Genomic DNA, 18,175 nt, shown 5'->3' with positions numbered 1-18,175 from the left:
GTACTAAAAATCGCATCTTATGTGGAAAGTCCGCATGGGATGCGGTTTTTTATTTTGCGATTTTATTGTAAAGTAATATTGTTGTCCGCGGGGACGGATAGGGAGGAGAAAAAATTGAACAGTGTTATTATTGGGCAGAGAATAAAGGATGCCCGCAAGTCTATGAACCTCACACAGAAGGAGCTGGGGTATCTTATCTATGCAGATGGCAAATATATAAGCCGTCTTGAAAATGGCGGAAGTCTGCCGAGCCTGAAGCGGCTGGTGCTGCTGTCGAGGGTGCTTAACCGCACATGTGATTATTTCATATGGGATATCGATGTGATGGAGGAGGATGTGACTCCGAGGGAGGAAATCGTTATCCGGGATGAACAGGAGCGGAAGCTTCTGCAGCTTTGGAGGGAGATATGCTGAAGATTGCTGTGTACAGTGAGGAGAAAGTAATGAGCCCGTTGTTGCAGGAGTACATGGGTATATGGCAGAGAGATGCGGGATGTGTGTGCGCTGTGAGATATTATGACAATGTGCATGCGATCATGGTCGACATGGATCTTGAAGGAATTTACGATGTAGTGGTGGTGTATCGTTCCTGGGATGTGGCCGATGTCTTGAAAAAAGACCGCAGGGTAGGTAGTCTCGTGATGATAGCAGCAGGAATAAACCGGAGATTGTATGATATCCAACCGTGTTATATTCTGTATGAACCTGTTAATGCGGCAAATTTCAAAAAGGTGATGACGATGGCGGTTGAGGGGAGCCGGGATGAGAGAAGATTCACATTTGTATCCGGAAGGGTGAGATACAGTGTAGATACCCGGAGCATAATGTATTTTGAAAGCGAACTGCGTCGCATAAATCTGGTCACAACGGAACAAAAATATGTTTTTTATGGAAGTATTGGCGAGATGGAAAAGCGCATGAAGGTGGGCTACGGGGGATTTATCAGACCACATGAATCCTATCTTGTAAATCCGGATCATGTGAGCAGATGCACGGCTCATGAAATGATACTGACAAATGGTAAAAGTATACACATCAGCGCAACAAGACGCGCTGATGTGAAAAGATACTACAGTGAACTGATCAATTGCTAGTTGTTAGAAGATCAAATATATCTGAGTAATTCTATGTTCAGTCTGCCCTTCCGGGTTGCGCTGCCTGTCTCGACAAATTCATATTTGCCATATCCACGTATTGAAAATACGTCGCCCGGTTTTAACTGGTAGCTGCTGTTTTCGTACAACCTGTTGTTTAGTGAAAATTTCTTTTCCCTGAACAACAGGGATGTGCTGCTTCTTGAAAGGCCTGTTATTGTGGCGGTCACTGCGTCCGCTCTTGCAGATGCTGCGATTATGTGCAGAGGTTCCTTTTTTATCTGTATCTCATCAGTATCCTGGGTGCTGCAAAAAGTACATTTTACATTTGTGTGCCTTATCTTTGTCAGATTTTCAGCGATATAATCGGCAACAGTGTCCACACAGAATATATAGGCATTGTTGTGCTTGCCAGAATGAGTGGATTCGGTGACCAGTATATCGCCCACCATCTCCCTCTCAATGCCAAGATTCATAAGTGCCCCAAGGAAATCCCTGTGGTTCAGATCGTCTGAGAATTTGTCCGAAACAGCGGAAACCTTCATGGTGCATATGGGAAAAGCCGGTGCGTAGCCGCAGTCGGCTTCATTTCCAAAGGCGATTATAACGCGGTCGCAGGATTCCCTGCCTCCAAAGATGGTATATCCTGCAAATGACAACTGTTCAAGATTGCTGTAAAATACTTCCATGTCTGCAGCACTCAGAAAATTAGTATATGTATATCTGTTCTGGCGGAAGGCGGCATTTGCCAGATCCTTTAACCGCCCCTTTAGAATATCGTTTTCATTCATAGCATGTCCTCCGAGATCATTGACTTCTTACTATTATATTACAACACTCCGATCTTCGCCAACAGTCAAACGAATTTGACAGCTTTGCACGATAATCTGAAATTTATTGTTGCGAAAAGTGATCATAATGAACAATAAACCGTTCAAACGTGAATAAAACAATCATTTTGCATTCAAAAATCTTCTAAAAACTATTGAAATGCGCAACTGTTGATAAATTACCACAAAAAAAAGCCTTCGTTTTATAAATTTTTGCGTATTTACAATTTCAAAGTGTTTTGATAGTATATGGGCATAACAAGGAGATGAGTTGTGATCAACAAGCCTTCTGGTTATAAAAAAGACAATCACTTATATTTTGATAGACGGAGGGTTCCCTTAGCACGAAATTCGTAGAAATCCCTTTATACGATGTAATGTAACCCCATAACCCCAAACCCCAAAACATAGGAATCCTCCACTCCCCCCTTCTTAACAGCCTGTCGCATAAACGACGGGCTGTTTTTATGTTCTGAAAAACAGGGGGGGATTTAGAGTTTCATATTGGATGCACTTATGGCGTTACCGAGTTCTGTGAGACTTTCCACGAAGGCTGCGTATTTGCATATGTCAGTCATCTTAGATTTTCTTTTGCTATTTCCGAGAATGCTATAGATATAATCTCTTGACTGGTCGATTATATATGTTGGCGTTGTGTCGTGCTCGTTGTTGAATAACATGGATTTGAAGTTTTGAAAAAAAGAATAAATTTCATAATCTATAGAATTGTCATTCCGCTGCATGTATTCGAGAAGCATATCGATATAGCGCAAAGCTGAGTGTACGTACAGGATAGAGTTTTCGTTTATGTACAGTACGGTTTCCGGCACAAAGAAAGATGGATGTGCGAAACCTTTTATGCTGTGCAGGGCTTCCATTTTCTGGGTGGCTGACTGGTTGAACGAGTAACGGTTTTTGTATTGTTCAATGATAGAGAGCGTGTCCGCTGAATTATTTTTTGCTATTACGCGCCGTCTCTCGTTGATGTACAGTTTTAACTCCAATAGAAGAAAATATATATCCGGGGATGAAAAACGCTGCGAGTTTTTGATATACGGAAATGAACCTGTCATTCTTCTGAAAAATGAGTCTGCTGTGGCATAATTGTTTATTATGCTGATGGCTGCATCTACATTGAAATTCTGGACAAATTCCCTGGTTGCGGGCTGATACACTGTCTCGTTGTCAATGCGGGATACATAGGAACTAAGAAAGATTATCTTCTCTTCTGCGGTGAGTTCGTATCCGTTGAGGTTACAATAATTGATGGCGGAACAGGGGGCATCGGTTTGTGTTTCGGCATTGTTTAAGTCTGTCATAATGATCTCCTTTGTTTTTGTATGGATAAAAATGTAGCACTTTAACGCGATAAGTGGTAGGATATTTATGGATACAAAATTGTACAATCTGTATAAATGTATACAATGGAGGAGAGAGATGAATAGAAGGAGAACGAGAAAGGGGGCATCGGATTCTACAGAAATGGTAGATACGATAGGCTTCAATATGCGGGATATCCGCAAAAACAGCAGATCTTCGAAGTATACGGTAAAGTATATGGTTGCGGAGATAAATAAGCTCCTGCCGGAGAATCATAAGATAACAGAAGGGCTATATTACAAGTGGGAGAATGAGGAGAGGCTTCCGACAGTGCGGCACATTCCGGCTATAGCTAGTGCTCTCGGTGTGTCTGAGACTGCACTTTTTCACTGGCAGGGTATGAAGAATGGAACTGTCAACAGCAAATATAGTCAACTGGTTGAGAGCGTTAAAGCACTTGGAGATGACAAGACGGCTGATATAGCCTGGCTTGCATCGGGTTGGTCAGGTGACCTTAAAGCTCTGGTTGAATTTGACATGCTGTATGCAAGTCTGCCTGCGGAGGACAGACGGGATGTGGCATCTCTTGGAATAAGATTATATGATGTGTGCAGGAAAGAGGGCAGACTGAATCCGGATGTGCCATCTGTGGATTTCTCTTATTTGCAGCAGGCTCTCAGGGATCTGTGGGCATCAAAGTAAGATATAATTGCACAAATAAAAAAAATATCTTTGTTCTTTTTGACAAAATAGCCAACTTGACATGGTAAAAATCAAAAAATTCTTGACTTGTGCACAAAAAAAGCTATGATAATATCAAGGGCAACCGATTGCGCATGGAGCGTTGCGCAAATGCGGTGATACGTGCTGAACAAAAGGAGACTTGAATATGGAGACAAAAGAGTCAGGCCAGAAGATGACCATTTCTGATGTGGCTGAGGCGTTAAATATATCTAAGACTACAGTATCGAGAGCGATTTCCGGAAAGGGAAGGATCGGTGCCGAGACAAGGCGGAGAGTTCTCGAGTATATAGAGGAGCATAATTATAAGCCAAGCGTTATAGCGAAGGGGCTGGCACAGTCAAAATCCTATAATATAGGGTGGGTCATGCCGAGCGACTACAGCGTGGTGGATCTGCCATTCTTTCAGAAGTGCCTGATGGGATTGCTGGAGATGGCTGCGCCAGTGGATTATGATGTGCTTGTGTGTACAGTGTCACCGGATGATATGAGCCAGCTGGAGAGAATTGTTGAGAATCATAAGGTGGATGGGGTTGTACTTGGAAGAACTCTTGTGAATGATGCCCCGGCAGAATATCTCAAGGAAAAAAAGATACCATTTGTTGTGGTTGGAAGTATGGATGATGACAATGTTGTCCAGGTTGATCATGATCACAGAAGTGCATGCCGTGAGCTTACATCTATACTGCTTGCCAAAGGAATGACTAAGGTAGCCCTCATGGGTGGCAATAAGAATCATGTGGTAACCCTCAACAGGTATAGAGGATATCTTGATGCGATGGAGGATATGGAGGTACCGGTAGATAACAGCCTGGTATACTTTGATATAGATAATTCAGTATTATGTGAACATGCCATTGAAGAGATAATGAAGCAGAAAGCAGAATGCATACTGTGTATGGATGATGGAATATGCCAGAATGTACTTAATATACTGGATAAGAAGGGCATAAAGGTGCCAACTGATGTGAGAGTTGCGTCATTCTACAACAGCTCACTTCTGAACAATTACCAGCCTGCGATCACATCGCTCCAGTTTGATCCGCGTGAGCTTGGAATGGTAGCATGTAAACTGCTGGTGGATTTTATAGAGGGCAACGAAGTTAAGAAGAAGACACATCTGGGTTATGAACTCAGATTAAAAGAGTCAACGAAGTAATTCATAGTTATATATCCTTCCCAGAGGGGCGTCAGTGTTTGGCTGGCGCCCTGTTTTTATGTGAAAAGAGCCAGAATATGCGCAACATGCGCAAAATGATGCGCGACGGGCATGAAAATACACCATAGAATATTGCTGTTATAGCAATATTCTATGGTGTAACAAAGAGAAAAGTAATGAAAAAACGGCCTAAATGAGTGTAATAATGGCTGGAAAAGGAAATGAAACATGAAAATCTCACATATGGGATTGCAGATGATTAACAAATATTACCATATATAGTGTGCAACGCAAACGGGTGCGCAAAATACAACGAACATGGAAACGTTTCCAAACAAAGTGACTTGTGCAAAATGTATATTTTTTTATTTTGAAAGTTATATGAATTAGTAGTTGACAACAATAAACAGAACTGATAATATATAACCATAAAGAACAACCGATTGCGCACGGGAAACAAAAAGAGCAACTAATTTTCTTATTATTTATTTAAAGAGGAGGACATAAGAATGAGAAAGAAAGTTTTATCATTAACACTTGTTGCTGCGATGATGGCAGGATGCCTTGCGGGATGTGGCAACGCAGATTCAAAGGACGAAGGAACAACAGCAGCTGCTGGCGACAGCACAACACAGGCTGCAGCATCAGATGATGCAATTCAGAACTTAATTGATGCAACAACAGGAACTGTAGATCTTTCGGTATGGGCTTCTGAGGAAGATCAGGATCTCACAACACAGGTTATTGAAGATTTCAAGAAAAAGTATCCAGACGTTGACTTCAACATCACACTCGGAGCTGAGTCAGAGTCAAAGGCAAAGGACGATATCCTGGTAGACGTTGAGGCTGCTCCTGATGTATTCGCATTTGCTGATGATCAGATCAATGAGCTGGTTAAGGCTGGAGCACTTCAGCCGGTACAGGCTACATATACTTTTGATGTTGCAAACGAGAATGTAGCAGCTTCTGTTGAGGCAGCTTCTGTTGATGGAACATTATATGCATATCCAATGACGGCAGATAACGGATACTTCATGTTCTATGATTCATCAGTATTCACAGAGGATGATGTTCAGTCACTGGATGCTATGATCGAGGCAGCAAAGAAGGCAAACAAGAAGATCGCTATGAACGTATCAGATGCTTGGTATGTATACTCATTCTTCCAGGGAGCAGGTCTTGACCTTACACTTAACGATGACGGACTTACAAATACATGTACTTGGAATCAGGCAGGCGGTACAGATGTAGCTCAGGCAATCCTTGATCTCTTCAAGACTGGCGTATTTGTAGATATGGATGATCCTACACAGGCAACAGCGATCGCTGAGGGTACAATCTGTGCAGCAGTTAACGGAACATGGAGAGCAGCAGACGCTGCGGCAGCATGGGGCGAGAACTATGCAGCAGCTAAGCTTCCTACATACACAGTTGCAGGCAAGCAGGTTCAGATGGCATCATTCTCAGGCTGCAAGCTTATCGGTGTAAACCCACATTCAAAGAATATAGGCTGGTCAATGCTTCTTGCTGAGTATCTTACATCAGAGGATACACAGGTTACAAGATTTAAGCAGAGAGGTCTTGGCCCTTCAAACATCAACGCTTCAGAGTCAGATGAAGTTAAGGCTGATCCAGCTATATCAGCTCTTGCAGCTCAGGCAGCATATGCAACACCACAGCGTGTAGGTGGTAACTACTGGACACCAGCAGAGACACTTGGTTCAATCCTTGCACAGGGCAATCCAGACGGAACAGACCTTCAGAAACTTCTCGATAACGCTGTAGAAGGAATTGATGCACCTGTATCACAGGAGTAATTTTAAATAAGAAGTACTTTGAATAATATTTATAGGTTATAATGAGAATGCCTCATATGTCATTCGTGGCATATGGGGCATTTTAAAAAGAGAGGAGCTTTTTCATGAAGAAAATATCAGGATTCTTTAAAGCCATAGGAAGATACTTCAAGAATTTTGGTGTTGCTTTTGCAAAAGGTGATATATGGGTTAAGCTCTCAGCGGTTATCATGGGTGCAGGTTACTTCGCAAGAAAGCAGATCGTCAATGGTATGATCATGCTCATCGTTGAGGCTGCGTTTGTGTTGATGTGCGTAGGCTATGCGGCACCAAACCTTGCCAAATTTGGAACTCTTGGAACTGTAAAGTTTGAGCAGGTATTTGATCCACTCACCATGCAGACAACTACTAATAATTACGACAATTCTTTCCAGATCCTTCTCAATTCGGTGGTTGCGTTGTTCATCATTCTTATATTCGTGCTTTTCTACATTCACAATATCAAGACAGTGTACAAGCTTCAGCAGATGAAGGAAAATGGAGAACATATAAATACATTCAAGGAAGATATGAAGGCACTCTTCAACGAGAAGTTCCACATAACACTTCTCACACTTCCGACAATTGGTGTAGTCATAATGAATATTCTGCCGATACTTATTCTTATAGCGGTGGCATTTACCAATTATGATCAGCAGCACCTTCCACCAAACTCACTGTTTACATGGGTGGGCTTCAAGAACTTTGCAAGCCTGTTCTCAAACAGCATGACAGTAACATTTGGATATTCATTCAGAAAGGTTCTTGGCTGGACACTTGTATGGGCGGTCATGGCGACATTTACCACATTCATAGGCGGTATCCTTCTTGCCAAGGCGATCAATTCCAAGACAACCAAGCTGCCAAAGATGTGGAGAACACTTTTCATCATATCAATAGCAGTTCCACAGTTCGTAACACTGCTTTTGGTTAGAAACTTCTTCGCTGATTCCGGTATTGTGAACACTATCTGCTCAAATATCGGTATCACAGACCTGCTTAAGCATGCAGGACTTGTCGGTGAGCATCTTACATATATACCGTTCCTGACTGATCCTCACTGGGCAAAGGTAATGATCATTCTCATCAATATCTGGGTCGGTGTTCCATACCAGATGCTGATCGCAACAGGCGTTCTGATGAACATACCTACAGATCAGATCGAGAGTGCAAAGATCGATGGAGCAACAAATTTCCAGGTGTTCTGGAAGATCACAATGCCATATATCCTGTTCATCCAGGGCCCGGCACTTATAACAGACTTTGTAAAGAACATCAACAACTTCAACGTAATCTACCTGCTCACACAGGATGTATTCGTCACACAGAATCAGGCTCTCGCCAATTCGCATGCGAAGGAAGTTGACCTTCTTGTTACATGGCTGTTCAGACTTACAAATGAATACTACGACTACAAGATGGCATCTGTTATCGGTATCATAGTATTTATCATATGTGCAGCATTTACACTTATATCATTCTCAAGAATGATTGCAGGAGATAAAGAGGAGGAGTACCAGTAATGAAGAAAACAATAGGTTCAATCGTTAAACATATCGTATTACTTGTCCTCGCAGTTATCTGGCTGGTTCCGATCATCTGGCTGATTGTCACTTCATTCAGCGGATATAAGGGAATCAATACAGCGCATTTCTTCCCAACGAGCTGGTCTATGGACAATTTTGTTCAGCTGCTTACAAGACCTGACTCGGTTGTGCAGTATGTGTCATGGTTCAAGAATACACTTATCATTGCAGTATTTACATGTATCATCTCTACTATATTTGTAATTATGGTCAGCTATGCGATGAGCTGCCTGAGATTCAACGGCAGAAAACAGATCATGAGTGCGTCACTGATACTGAACATGTTCCCTGGCCCACTTCTCATGATAGCAATTTACTTTATCCTGAAGATGCTGGGACTTACAAACAGCCATTTCGGTATGATCATAGTTTACTCAGCAGGATCAGGACTTGGATTCCTCATCATGAAGGGATTCATGGACACAATACCAATGTCACTTAAGGAGGCTGCCAGACTTGAGGGTGCTTCGGAGGCAAAGATATTTACGAAGGTAATTCTTCCTCTGTGTAAGCCAATAGTTGTGTATCAGGTAATCAGTTCTTTCCTTATACCTTGGGGAGATTTTGTATTCGCAAAGCTTATGCTCAACTCAGGAGTTTCGAAGGACTGGACAGTAGCTATAGGTCTTTACAATATGCTTGAAAAATCACTCGTCAACAAATACTTCTCAGTATTCTGCGCCGGCGGTATCGTGGTAGCTATCCCTATCTCAATACTGTTCGTCATCATGCAGAAGTACTATGTAGAGGGTGTAACTGGCGGTTCTGTAAAGGGTTAAGGCGGACGGTCTGAGAGAAATGAGAAAATTTATTTTGGGCAGGTGTCTGCGTTGCCGGATGGACCACATATGGATGGTGGTGCGGATGCCTGCTATAATTAGCCCTAAAATAGGGCAGACAGGATGAAAAATGAGGATATTGTCGCTTATTTGGGGACGATTATCTTTAGATCAAAAGGTTACAACATATACGAAATAGGAGATTTAAGATATGGAGAATACATTTATTGTAAACATTATCCATCGTCCTGAGATGGTTCCTGAGTATGCCGAGAAGGTTACAGGCCATGGTCAGGCAGAGGATATCGGAAGAAAAGCTCTCCTCACAGAGTCACTGGACATATTCAAGTTCCAGCAGGAGACAGCTCACAAGAACGGACTCAAGACTACTATTCAGATGACATATGCCAGCCTTTTTAACGAGGAGGCTGTATCACTCGCCAAGGAGCATCATGAGAAGTATGGAGATGAGATAGCGCTCTCACTTCTCGGACTTCCCTGCACAGAGTTCAGAGAGAAGTACAAGACCAAGGACTTCTGTATCTGGATGTTCTCAATGGAGGACAAGAAGAATATCGTCGATGACGTATTTGGAAAGTTCCATGATATATTTGGCTTTTATCCAGTGTCTACAGGTTCATACTATATGGATGCTGAGCTTACAAACTACATCAAGGAGAAGTATCCATCAGTCAAGTGTGCAGTTGCAACATGCTGGGAGGAGGGCCCTAAGGCTTACCACACATGTAACAACTCATGGTACACACTGTTCGATGGCGGCCCATGGAATCCGTGGATACCTTCAAAGCAGAACACACATGCACCTGCAGCAAATGAGGCTGAGGACAGCGGAATCGTCGCTATCCCTCATCTTTCAAGAGATCTGCTGGCATGCTATGATGGAAATGGTTCTAACTTTGGTACACATCCACAGAACGTTCTCCGTGGAATGATCTATGACAGCAAGACATGGGAGTACCCATATCTGTACAACCTGATCGACCAGTATCGTCATCTGGCTAAGTTCAACAATGGATATTCATACAACATGATGTTCGTTGGACCAGGCTGGCTGAACAAGATGGGACGCTGGGAGGCTCCATACGAGCTGCTCAAGAAGAGCTACGAGGATGGAATGAAGTATTATGGCGACCTGAAGAAGGAAGGCAAATGTATCGACATGACAATGGCTGAATTTGCTGACTTCTACAGAGAGAACAAGACATACGAGGAGCCTGAGTGTGCTCTTTGGAAGGATATACTGTACGGATCAGACAAGCAGATATTCTGGTACTGCGATCCATACATGAGAGCCCAGATCAACATGGATCAGGGCGGTGCGATCGTTGACCTCAGACCATACGCTGCAAAGCTCAACTGGCCTGTAGGTATCGGAACTCCACATGTTCAGGATGCTTCATATCCATTCCTGATCCAGGAGAAGTACAGAGCAGGATATTTCACACACTATGCTGGAGAGGGTACTGTAAGAAGTGCCAAGATCAGCTACAAGGGTGAGGAGGTCGACCTCTGTCTGTGCAGAACAAAGGCAACATTCTCGCAGGAGGGAAGCACAAGAATCCTTACACTTGACCCGGTTGACATCGAGTTCTACGATCTGACAGTTAAACTTCAGACAAAGATATATTTTGAGGAGGGTTCATCCAAGATAAGACATGAAAGAACTATCCTCGAGATGAGCAACCCTGATGCAGAGGTTGAGATCAATGAGTACATGGTGGCATGCTACGGTACAACAGAGTACCCAGAGGACATGACAGGAATCACTCTCACAGCAAAGAATGCTTCAGAGAGCAAGTCACTCACATATGAGTACAAGTGCAGAGAAGAGGATCTCGCAGGCGCCGATGAGGTGTCAGCAGTTATCCCTGCGATCGAGACAAAGGCTGCCATGGGAGCATCTGGCAGCGATGCAACAGGATATTTCAAAGAGGGATATGCGTTCTCGCCAATGTTCACTCTCGGGTTTACAAAGACACTTAAGGATAAGGAGGTATTTTCAACATGGCTCAGTCTGGAAAAGGCAAATTAAATTACAGATGTCCAATGTGTTTTATGAGAGATCTGGATATAGATATGTTCTATGATAAGGACAAGAAGGAATACTACTGTATCCGTTGTCAGTATGTTGGACCAGAGGAGGACGTTCTGGCAAAGAACGAGCTCATCAGAATAAAATATGGAAGAATGTATGACAGGATTACATTTGACGACTAGGTGACAGATGTCATCTTGATAGAAGGCCGCCGACAGATGAAGATGAACTGGTACATCAGGAGTATGCAGAACATTTTTCTTCGGCGGCTGTTCTTGGTTATAACAGGCAGTAAAATAAATGCAGGTGAAGGAGACAAAAATATGGCAGATTATATAAAGGGCGTGGATCTCTCCGCTGTTGTCGAGGTTGAAGAGCTGGGGGCTAAATATTATGACAATGGTGTGCAGGGAGATATATTTGACATACTTAAGAACTATGGTGTGAATTCTGTGAGACTTCGTCTGTGGAATGATCCGTACACGGAGGACGGCGTGCCTTATGGCGCGGGCACAAATGACCTTGAGGTATACAAGAAGCTCGCGAAGCGCGCTATGGATCATGGAATGAGCATTCTGCTTGATTATCACTACAGTGATTTCTGGGCTGACCCGGGCAAGCAGAGGGTGCCGAAGGCGTGGAGAGGCATGGATGCGGATCAGCTTGAGCAGGCTGTGTACGACTACACAAGGGAGACTCTTTTAGAGATGAAAGATGCGGGCGTTCTCCCTCAGCTTGTTCAGGTTGGAAACGAGCTTACAAACGGACTGATGTGGCCGCTTGGGCAGAAACCAGAATATGACAATATCGCGAAGTTTGTGAGCGCAGGAATAAGGGCGGTCAGATCGGTTGGCTCTGATATTCCGGTCATGATACATCTCGACAATGGTGGCAACAATCCTATGTATGTGGACTGGTTTGACCACTACATGGAAAGAGGAGAAAATTTTGATATAATTGGAATGTCGTATTATCCGTTCTGGCATGGAACCATGAAGGAGCTAGAGGCAAATATGCGGGATATGGCGGATAGATATGGCAAAAAGATAGTTATTGCTGAGGTTTCCATGGGATTTACCATGGAGGACTATGCTGACTATGAGAAACTGGGGCCTGACGATAGAAAGGGCTATGCCACAAAACCTTCACTGGTGGAGAATCTTGACTACCCTATGACACCTGAGGGACAGGCGGAATTTATGAACGACATAATGAAACTGATAGATGATGTTCCCGGTGGTGATGGCTTTTATTATTGGGAGGCAGGCTGGATACCAGTACCGGGAAGCGGCTGGGCTACGGAAGGTGCTCTGTCATATATAGAGGAGTCTGGACCATGCGGAAATGAATGGGCAAATCAGGCACTTTTTGATTATGACGGACATGCTCTGCCGGCACTTAAGACTATACGTGATTACAAGCCGCTGCACAGCGACTATCCACTTAAGTGAATTATGGGGACGGAGGTGTCTGTCCCCTCCGTCCCCGTGGTTTCTGATAGTAAAGTACATATTTTTGATACATTTGGATATGTTTTGGTTGGGCGGGTCTGTGTATAATATATACAGATGCGCCCTTTTAATATATTTGGCAAATTTACAGATGGGGGACAGGACGGGTTGTTCTGATTGATCAGGAGGTAAGGTATGAAAAAAGTAGCATTGTTCATGGATGGCTGGAAGAGGTATTTCACCTACGCCTGGCCGCTGGGATTTATGCAGAAGATAAAGGAAGCCAGGGCTGATGTGAATTTGTACATATTCAACAGTAATGGCAATTGGAACAGGGACGACGGTTACAGCTATGGAGAATACAATATATACAATCTTCCGGAGCTGACAGACTTTGATGGGATCATAATATCTGTCAACAATATCAAATATCCGGAAGTCACGGCGGAACTGCTGGACAGGATAAGGAAGAGCGGAGTTCCGGCTATAAGCCTCGAGACTGCTTTTGACGGTCTGCATTTTGTGGGTATAGACAATTATGATGCCATGTATGACATGACTCGGCATATGATAGAGAAACACGGTGCGAAGAAGGTGTGGTATCTTGCCGGACCGAAGGACAACTATGAGGCTCAGGAGAGATGCCGTGCATTCTGCGATTGTATGGATGTGTATGGACTCAAGGTTGAGGATGAGGATGTCCTGTTTGGAGATTTTGGTTTTAATGATGGCGTGACGGGATTCGAGGAGCTGCTCAGAGCACATGGACATACGTGTATAAAACATGAGAAGGACGGACCGGATTACGGTGGACCTGCGGAGGTGTACGGTGAGATAACCAGTGGCAGTTTTGCGGATTCTGCTCCGGATGCCGAGGCTTCGAATAATGAGGAGATGGATGAGAGAAGGCTGGAAGAACGGGAGATAGTGAAGAAGATTCTTCCGGATGTAATAATCTGTTCAAATGACAACCTGGCGGTGGGTGTGTGCAACAGAGCTGAAGCACTTGGACTTTCAGTGCCAAATGATTTTAAGGTTACGGGATTTGACAACTTTGATAAAGCAGCGTACTATACGCCGCGCATAACAACGGTGAGCAGGATCCGTGAGAAGATCGGAGCTGCGGCTGCAGAGATCATGCTGAATATCTGGGCGGGAAACAATCCGGATACCAGCTCTTATATAGATTATAATTGTATATTTACGGAGAGTTGTGGCTGTGGCACGGATGCTATGCTGAACGGCAGACAGTACCTGAAGAATTATATAATGGGAGTTGTGGAACGCGAGGAGATAGATGAGAGCACACTTGACTTCACGCATTTGCTCAGCAAATGTGGTGATTACAGTGGCCTTTATCCATGTGTACAGACGGCATATTCACAGGCAGAGTGTAAGAAATGCGTTATGGTTGTCGACAGATCCCTTGTGGAGATGGGGGGAGCTGGCCCGACACTATCGGCGGCGTACGATGAGGATGTATTTGCTGTGAAGGGCTATCCTCATAGAATGCAGATCGTGTACAGGCAGGGCATAGCGGATGGCGATAGCGATACATACCACAGTATGTTTCCTCTTCTGGATGATGAAGCCGGCGGCAATATATTTTTATTTGCGCCATTTCATTTCGGAGAAAAGGCAGTTGGGTTCTGCTGTGTCGAAAATGGATATTACCTCATGGATAAGCAGCTTTGGTCAACTGTAATGAGCGAAGTGAATGTAGCCATGATAAACCTGTTCAATAAATGGAGGCTGGAGCAGATCAATCAGGAGCTTACGGCAATATCCATAAAGGATCCGCTTACCCAGATATACAACAGGGAAGGCATGAGACAGATCGCCGCAAAGGCATTTGACAAGGCTGCGGGCCAGGGCAGGGCACTTCTCATAATGTTTGCTGATATGGACAGGCTTAAATATATAAACGATACATACGGTCATGAGTTTGGCGATAAGGCTATAAGAAATGCAGCCAGAGCTGTGGCGGGAGGCGGCGGAATAAGCAGTATTCCGGTTAGATACGGCGGAGATGAGTTCGTATCCATATCTATATACGATGAGGATGAGACTCCTGAGGAAAGAAAGGCGGCGATACTTGAGAAGGCCAGGGAGATAGCGGCGCAGGAGAAGCTTCCGTTTGAATTGGAGTTTAGTATAGGCTATGTTATAACAGACCCAGATGGTGATAAAACCCTTGAAGAGTATGTGAGGGAAGCGGATCACAGTATGTATCAGGAGAAGATGCAGAGAAGGATAAGCAGACAATGATAAAAAAATATCAAAAAATGGAGAATCAGGTCTTATGTGCTGATTCTCTATTTTCATTTAGTATGTTATAATTAACTGTCATTATGATAGTCTGCACAAGTGCAACTGTCGCAACGATCATTTTATCATGTGGACACAACGTGGATTATTTATATTAGATACTTAGGATCAAGAGGAGGATATACAATGCTTAAGAATGTAACTGACACAGTATTTTACGTAGGTGTGGATGACAAGGACATAGACCTGTTCGAGAATCAGTACATAGTGCCAAACGGAATAGCGTACAACTCATATGTCATCATGGATGAGAAGATAGCCATCATGGATATGGTGGATGCAAAGTGCGCAGACCAGTGGTTTGCAAATGTGGCAGAGGTGCTTGGCGACAGGCAGCCTGACTACCTCATAATCTCACATCTGGAGCCTGATCACTCGGCGAATCTTGGTGATGTGCTTGCAAAATACCCGGATATCAAGATTGTATCAAATGCAAAGCTTTTCGCAATGCTTCCAAACTTCTTTGAGGTTCCTGTGGCAGACAGAAGCGTGACCGTTGCAGAGGGACAGACACTCTCACTTGGAAGCCATACACTTCAGTTTTTTATGGCTCCTATGGTTCACTGGCCTGAGGTCATGGTCACATATGAGCAGAGCGAGAAGATACTCTTCTCAGCGGATGCATTTGGCAAGTTTGGAACATTGGATACAGATGAGGACTGGGCATGCGAGGCGAGAAGATATTACTTCAATATAGTTGGAAAGTATGGAATGCCTGCACAGGCACTTCTCAAGAAGGCAGCAGGACTTGACATACAGAAGATATGCGCACTTCACGGACCTATACTCACAGAGAATCTTGAATATTACATAGGCAAATATCAGCTGTGGTCAACCTACACACCTGAGGATGAGGGAATCTTCATCGCATACTGCAGTCTCCACGGCAACACAGAGAAGGCGGCAAAGAAGCTGGCGGAGATACTTGAGGCAAAGGGGGCGCCAAAGGTTGCGATATCAGACCTCTCAAGGGATGATATCGCAGAGTGTATAGAGGATGCATTCAGATACGACAGACTTGTGCTTGCAGCCCCAACATATGATGGCGGTGTGATGCCTGTCATGGCGGATTTCATCAACCACTTGAAGATGAAGGCATACCAGAAGAGAAAGGTCGCTTTCATTGAAAATGGTTCATGGGCACCAATGGCGGCGAAACTCATGAAAGAGCAGATGGCAGCGATGAAGGATATAGAGATCGTGGATGAGCATGTGACAATAAGGTCCGCGTTCAAGCAGTCGGATGTGGCAGCGCTCGAAGCTTTGGCTGGAAAACTGTTATAAGAGATAAGGATAATAAACATAAAGTAAGTCTGAAACCGACTTACATACGTAGTTATTATTCATCTAACAGGTGAGTTGTCACAATAAAGTTGTTACACAGAGTTGCTATACATATCGTGAGCAGGGAATTTGAGCCCGCCGGTTCTTAGGTGGCGATGTGAGGCGGCACCTTAGTACCGCTGCAGGGCGAAATAAGCGGAAGCAACCCAGCGAATGATATGTATAGCAACTCTGTGTTCAAAGAAAAAATTGGCAACTCATTGTCCTATCAATAATGTAAGGAAGGTGTAAGACATGGCTAAGTCCATGGTTTCCGGTAAGCCCCTCAGTCTGATGCTGCAGTTTGCCACCCCGCTCTTGCTCGGCAATCTGCTCCAGCAGACGTACAACATAATAGATGCGGCTATTGTGGGGCAGATACTGGGAGATAAGGCTCTGGCGGGAGTTGGAGCAAGCAGCAGTATACAGTTTCTGGTTCTGGGATTCTGTATGGGCTGTTGCGCAGGATTTGGTGTTCCTGTTGCAAAGTATTTTGGTGCAAATAATCTGCACAAGATGAGAAAGTATATATTTAACGGCGCGGTGCTGACGGGCATCATAGCGTTGATAGTCACGATTGTATGTTCGGTGTGCTGTAATCAGATACTTCATCTGCTTTCGGTTCCTCAGGATATATATGACAAGGCATATGCTTATCTTATAGTTATATTCCTGGGAATTCCGTTCACACTCATGTACAACTATCTGTCAAGTGTGCTCAGGTCTCTGGGAGACAGCAGAACGCCGTTCATGTTTCTTGCGTTCTCGGCAATACTCAACATATTCCTTGACCTGTTCTGCATAGTTGTCCTCAAATGGGACTGCGCCGGTGCGGCTATAGCAACCATCACGGCACAGGCGGTGAGTGGAATATTGTGTCTTGTATATATCTTCAAGAAGGTTCAGATCATGCATCTTGAGGCGGAGGACAGGGAGATAGAGGGATCTGCAGTGAAGGAACTTCTCGTCATGGGAATTCCGACAGGCCTGCAGTTTTCCATAACTGCCATAGGAAGTATGGTCATGCAGTCTGCAAATAACAAGCTGGGAAGTTTGTATGTGTCAGGCTTCACAGCCGGTATGAGGATAAAGCAGTTCACTATGTGTCCATTTGATGCATTTGCAACGGCGGCATCTGTGTTCTGCAGCCAGAACCTTGGCGCCGGACAGGCAAAACGTATAAAACAGGGCTTGTGGCAGGCGATAGCAGTCGCAGTGGGATATGGATTGATAGCAGGACTTATCATGATATTCTTTGGCAGGCCGCTCTCAATGATATTTGTAAAGAAGAGCGCAGTCGACGTACTTGATGCCTCTGCGAAATACCTCAGATGTATGGGATTCTTCTACTGGAGTCTCGGTATACTGAACGTGGCGCGTATGGTGACACAGGGACTTGGATATTCCGGTCGGGCTATATTCTCAGGTGTTACAGAGATGGCGGCCAGGATCATAGTGAGCCTGGGATTTGTCGGAACATTTGGATTCACGGCCATCTGTTTTGCTGACCAGACAGCGTGGGTCACAGCGACCATCTATATATTGCCGACATGTCTTTACTGTGTGAAGAAGTCCACGGCGAAGATTGCTGCGGGAACGGTGTGATATGGAAAAGATAAAAATGCGTATGAATAACCGAGACTGTTGTCTGAGGATTCATACGCATTTTATAG

At 44.1% G+C, this 18,175-nt stretch carries 15 protein-coding genes; 13 read left to right on the top strand and 2 right to left on the bottom strand.

Features of this window, described 5'->3' with window-relative positions; translation table 11 throughout:
• The first annotated feature begins 114 nt into the window (after positions 1–114).
• On the top strand, positions 115–414 hold the full coding sequence (locus DXD11_RS11110) for a helix-turn-helix domain-containing protein (RefSeq protein ID WP_022215971.1): 300 nt from the start codon (positions 115–117) through the stop codon (positions 412–414).
• On the top strand, positions 408–1,094 hold the full coding sequence (locus DXD11_RS11105; RefSeq protein WP_055272066.1) for a LytTR family transcriptional regulator DNA-binding domain-containing protein: 687 nt from the start codon (positions 408–410) through the stop codon (positions 1,092–1,094). The genes DXD11_RS11110 and DXD11_RS11105 overlap by 7 nt, the downstream gene beginning before the upstream one ends.
• Before the next feature lie 11 nt (positions 1,095–1,105).
• On the opposite strand, the gene DXD11_RS11100 is transcribed toward DXD11_RS11105, so the two are convergent.
• Together DXD11_RS11100 and DXD11_RS11095 are read right to left on the bottom strand one after the other, a co-directional pair.
• The gene (locus DXD11_RS11100) at positions 1,106–1,885 is read right to left on the bottom strand and encodes a YlmH/Sll1252 family protein (RefSeq protein ID WP_118758400.1); all 780 of its coding nucleotides are present in this window, start codon (positions 1,883–1,885) and stop codon (positions 1,106–1,108) included.
• 530 nt (positions 1,886–2,415) lie between these two features.
• Positions 2,416–3,243, bottom strand: a complete 828-nt coding sequence (locus DXD11_RS11095; protein WP_015534547.1) for a hypothetical protein — start codon at positions 3,241–3,243, stop codon at positions 2,416–2,418.
• 118 nt (positions 3,244–3,361) lie between these two features.
• On the opposite strand from DXD11_RS11095, the gene DXD11_RS11090 reads away from it, so the two are divergent.
• The 11 genes from DXD11_RS11090 to DXD11_RS11040 all read left to right on the top strand — a co-directional run bounded on the left by DXD11_RS11090 (position 3,362) and on the right by DXD11_RS11040 (position 18,107).
• The gene (locus DXD11_RS11090; RefSeq protein WP_118758399.1) at positions 3,362–3,946 is read left to right on the top strand and encodes a helix-turn-helix transcriptional regulator; all 585 of its coding nucleotides are present in this window, start codon (positions 3,362–3,364) and stop codon (positions 3,944–3,946) included.
• Between the two features lie 187 nt (positions 3,947–4,133).
• A complete protein-coding gene (locus DXD11_RS11085) occupies positions 4,134–5,144 on the top strand; it encodes a LacI family DNA-binding transcriptional regulator (RefSeq protein WP_022217055.1) in 1,011 nt (336 codons plus the stop codon).
• Between the two features lie 509 nt (positions 5,145–5,653).
• A complete protein-coding gene (locus tag DXD11_RS11080; protein WP_118758398.1) occupies positions 5,654–6,961 on the top strand; it encodes an extracellular solute-binding protein in 1,308 nt (435 codons plus the stop codon).
• Between the two features lie 104 nt (positions 6,962–7,065).
• Positions 7,066–8,502: a carbohydrate ABC transporter permease gene (locus DXD11_RS11075; RefSeq protein WP_118758397.1), complete on the top strand. Its 1,437-nt coding sequence runs from the start codon at positions 7,066–7,068 to the stop codon at positions 8,500–8,502.
• Positions 8,502–9,344, top strand: a complete 843-nt coding sequence (locus tag DXD11_RS11070; RefSeq protein ID WP_117550079.1) for a sugar ABC transporter permease — start codon at positions 8,502–8,504, stop codon at positions 9,342–9,344. Before DXD11_RS11075 ends, DXD11_RS11070 begins: the two co-directional genes overlap by 1 nt.
• Positions 9,345–9,555: 211 nt before the next feature.
• Complete coding sequence (locus DXD11_RS11065) at positions 9,556–11,397, top strand: hypothetical protein (protein ID WP_117550081.1); 1,842 nt, start codon at positions 9,556–9,558, stop codon at positions 11,395–11,397.
• Complete coding sequence (locus tag DXD11_RS11060) at positions 11,370–11,582, top strand: hypothetical protein (protein ID WP_015534553.1); 213 nt, start codon at positions 11,370–11,372, stop codon at positions 11,580–11,582. The genes DXD11_RS11065 and DXD11_RS11060 overlap by 28 nt, the downstream gene beginning before the upstream one ends.
• 141 nt (positions 11,583–11,723) lie before the next feature.
• Complete coding sequence (locus DXD11_RS11055; RefSeq protein ID WP_118758414.1) at positions 11,724–12,851, top strand: glycoside hydrolase family 53 protein; 1,128 nt, start codon at positions 11,724–11,726, stop codon at positions 12,849–12,851.
• 195 nt (positions 12,852–13,046) lie between these two features.
• On the top strand, positions 13,047–15,119 hold the full coding sequence (locus tag DXD11_RS11050; protein ID WP_118758396.1) for a diguanylate cyclase: 2,073 nt from the start codon (positions 13,047–13,049) through the stop codon (positions 15,117–15,119).
• A gap of 186 nt (positions 15,120–15,305) precedes the next feature.
• The gene (locus tag DXD11_RS11045) at positions 15,306–16,463 is read left to right on the top strand and encodes an FprA family A-type flavoprotein (RefSeq protein WP_118016977.1); all 1,158 of its coding nucleotides are present in this window, start codon (positions 15,306–15,308) and stop codon (positions 16,461–16,463) included.
• Positions 16,464–16,757: 294 nt separating this feature from the next.
• Positions 16,758–18,107, top strand: coding sequence for an MATE family efflux transporter (locus DXD11_RS11040; RefSeq protein ID WP_118016976.1), 1,350 nt, complete (start codon positions 16,758–16,760; stop codon positions 18,105–18,107).
• Positions 18,108–18,175: the final 68 nt, after the last annotated feature.

It is taken from the genome of Coprococcus sp. TF11-13, assembly GCF_003481085.1.
Classification (GTDB): Bacteria; Bacillota; Clostridia; order Lachnospirales; family Lachnospiraceae; genus Coprococcus; species Coprococcus aceti.
This window is presented reverse-complemented; position numbering and strand designations above follow the sequence as displayed.

Bases quoted from the DNA above. Each gene is read 5' to 3' on its own strand.
- DXD11_RS11105 (WP_055272066.1), top strand. From the start codon at position 408: ATGCTGAAGATTGCTGTGTACAGTGAGGAGAAAGTAATGAGCCCGTTG.
- DXD11_RS11100 (WP_118758400.1), bottom strand. From the start codon at position 1,885: ATGAATGAAAACGATATTCTAAAGGGGCGGTTAAAGGATCTGGCAAAT.
- DXD11_RS11095 (WP_015534547.1), bottom strand. From the start codon at position 3,243: ATGACAGACTTAAACAATGCCGAAACACAAACCGATGCCCCCTGTTCC.
- DXD11_RS11090 (WP_118758399.1), top strand. From the start codon at position 3,362: ATGAATAGAAGGAGAACGAGAAAGGGGGCATCGGATTCTACAGAAATG.
- DXD11_RS11085 (WP_022217055.1), top strand. From the start codon at position 4,134: ATGGAGACAAAAGAGTCAGGCCAGAAGATGACCATTTCTGATGTGGCT.
- DXD11_RS11080 (WP_118758398.1), top strand. From the start codon at position 5,654: ATGAGAAAGAAAGTTTTATCATTAACACTTGTTGCTGCGATGATGGCA.
- DXD11_RS11075 (WP_118758397.1), top strand. From the start codon at position 7,066: ATGAAGAAAATATCAGGATTCTTTAAAGCCATAGGAAGATACTTCAAG.
- DXD11_RS11070 (WP_117550079.1), top strand. From the start codon at position 8,502: ATGAAGAAAACAATAGGTTCAATCGTTAAACATATCGTATTACTTGTC.
- DXD11_RS11065 (WP_117550081.1), top strand. From the start codon at position 9,556: ATGGAGAATACATTTATTGTAAACATTATCCATCGTCCTGAGATGGTT.
- DXD11_RS11060 (WP_015534553.1), top strand. From the start codon at position 11,370: ATGGCTCAGTCTGGAAAAGGCAAATTAAATTACAGATGTCCAATGTGT.
- DXD11_RS11055 (WP_118758414.1), top strand. From the start codon at position 11,724: ATGGCAGATTATATAAAGGGCGTGGATCTCTCCGCTGTTGTCGAGGTT.
- DXD11_RS11050 (WP_118758396.1), top strand. From the start codon at position 13,047: ATGAAAAAAGTAGCATTGTTCATGGATGGCTGGAAGAGGTATTTCACC.
- DXD11_RS11045 (WP_118016977.1), top strand. From the start codon at position 15,306: ATGCTTAAGAATGTAACTGACACAGTATTTTACGTAGGTGTGGATGAC.
- DXD11_RS11040 (WP_118016976.1), top strand. From the start codon at position 16,758: ATGGCTAAGTCCATGGTTTCCGGTAAGCCCCTCAGTCTGATGCTGCAG.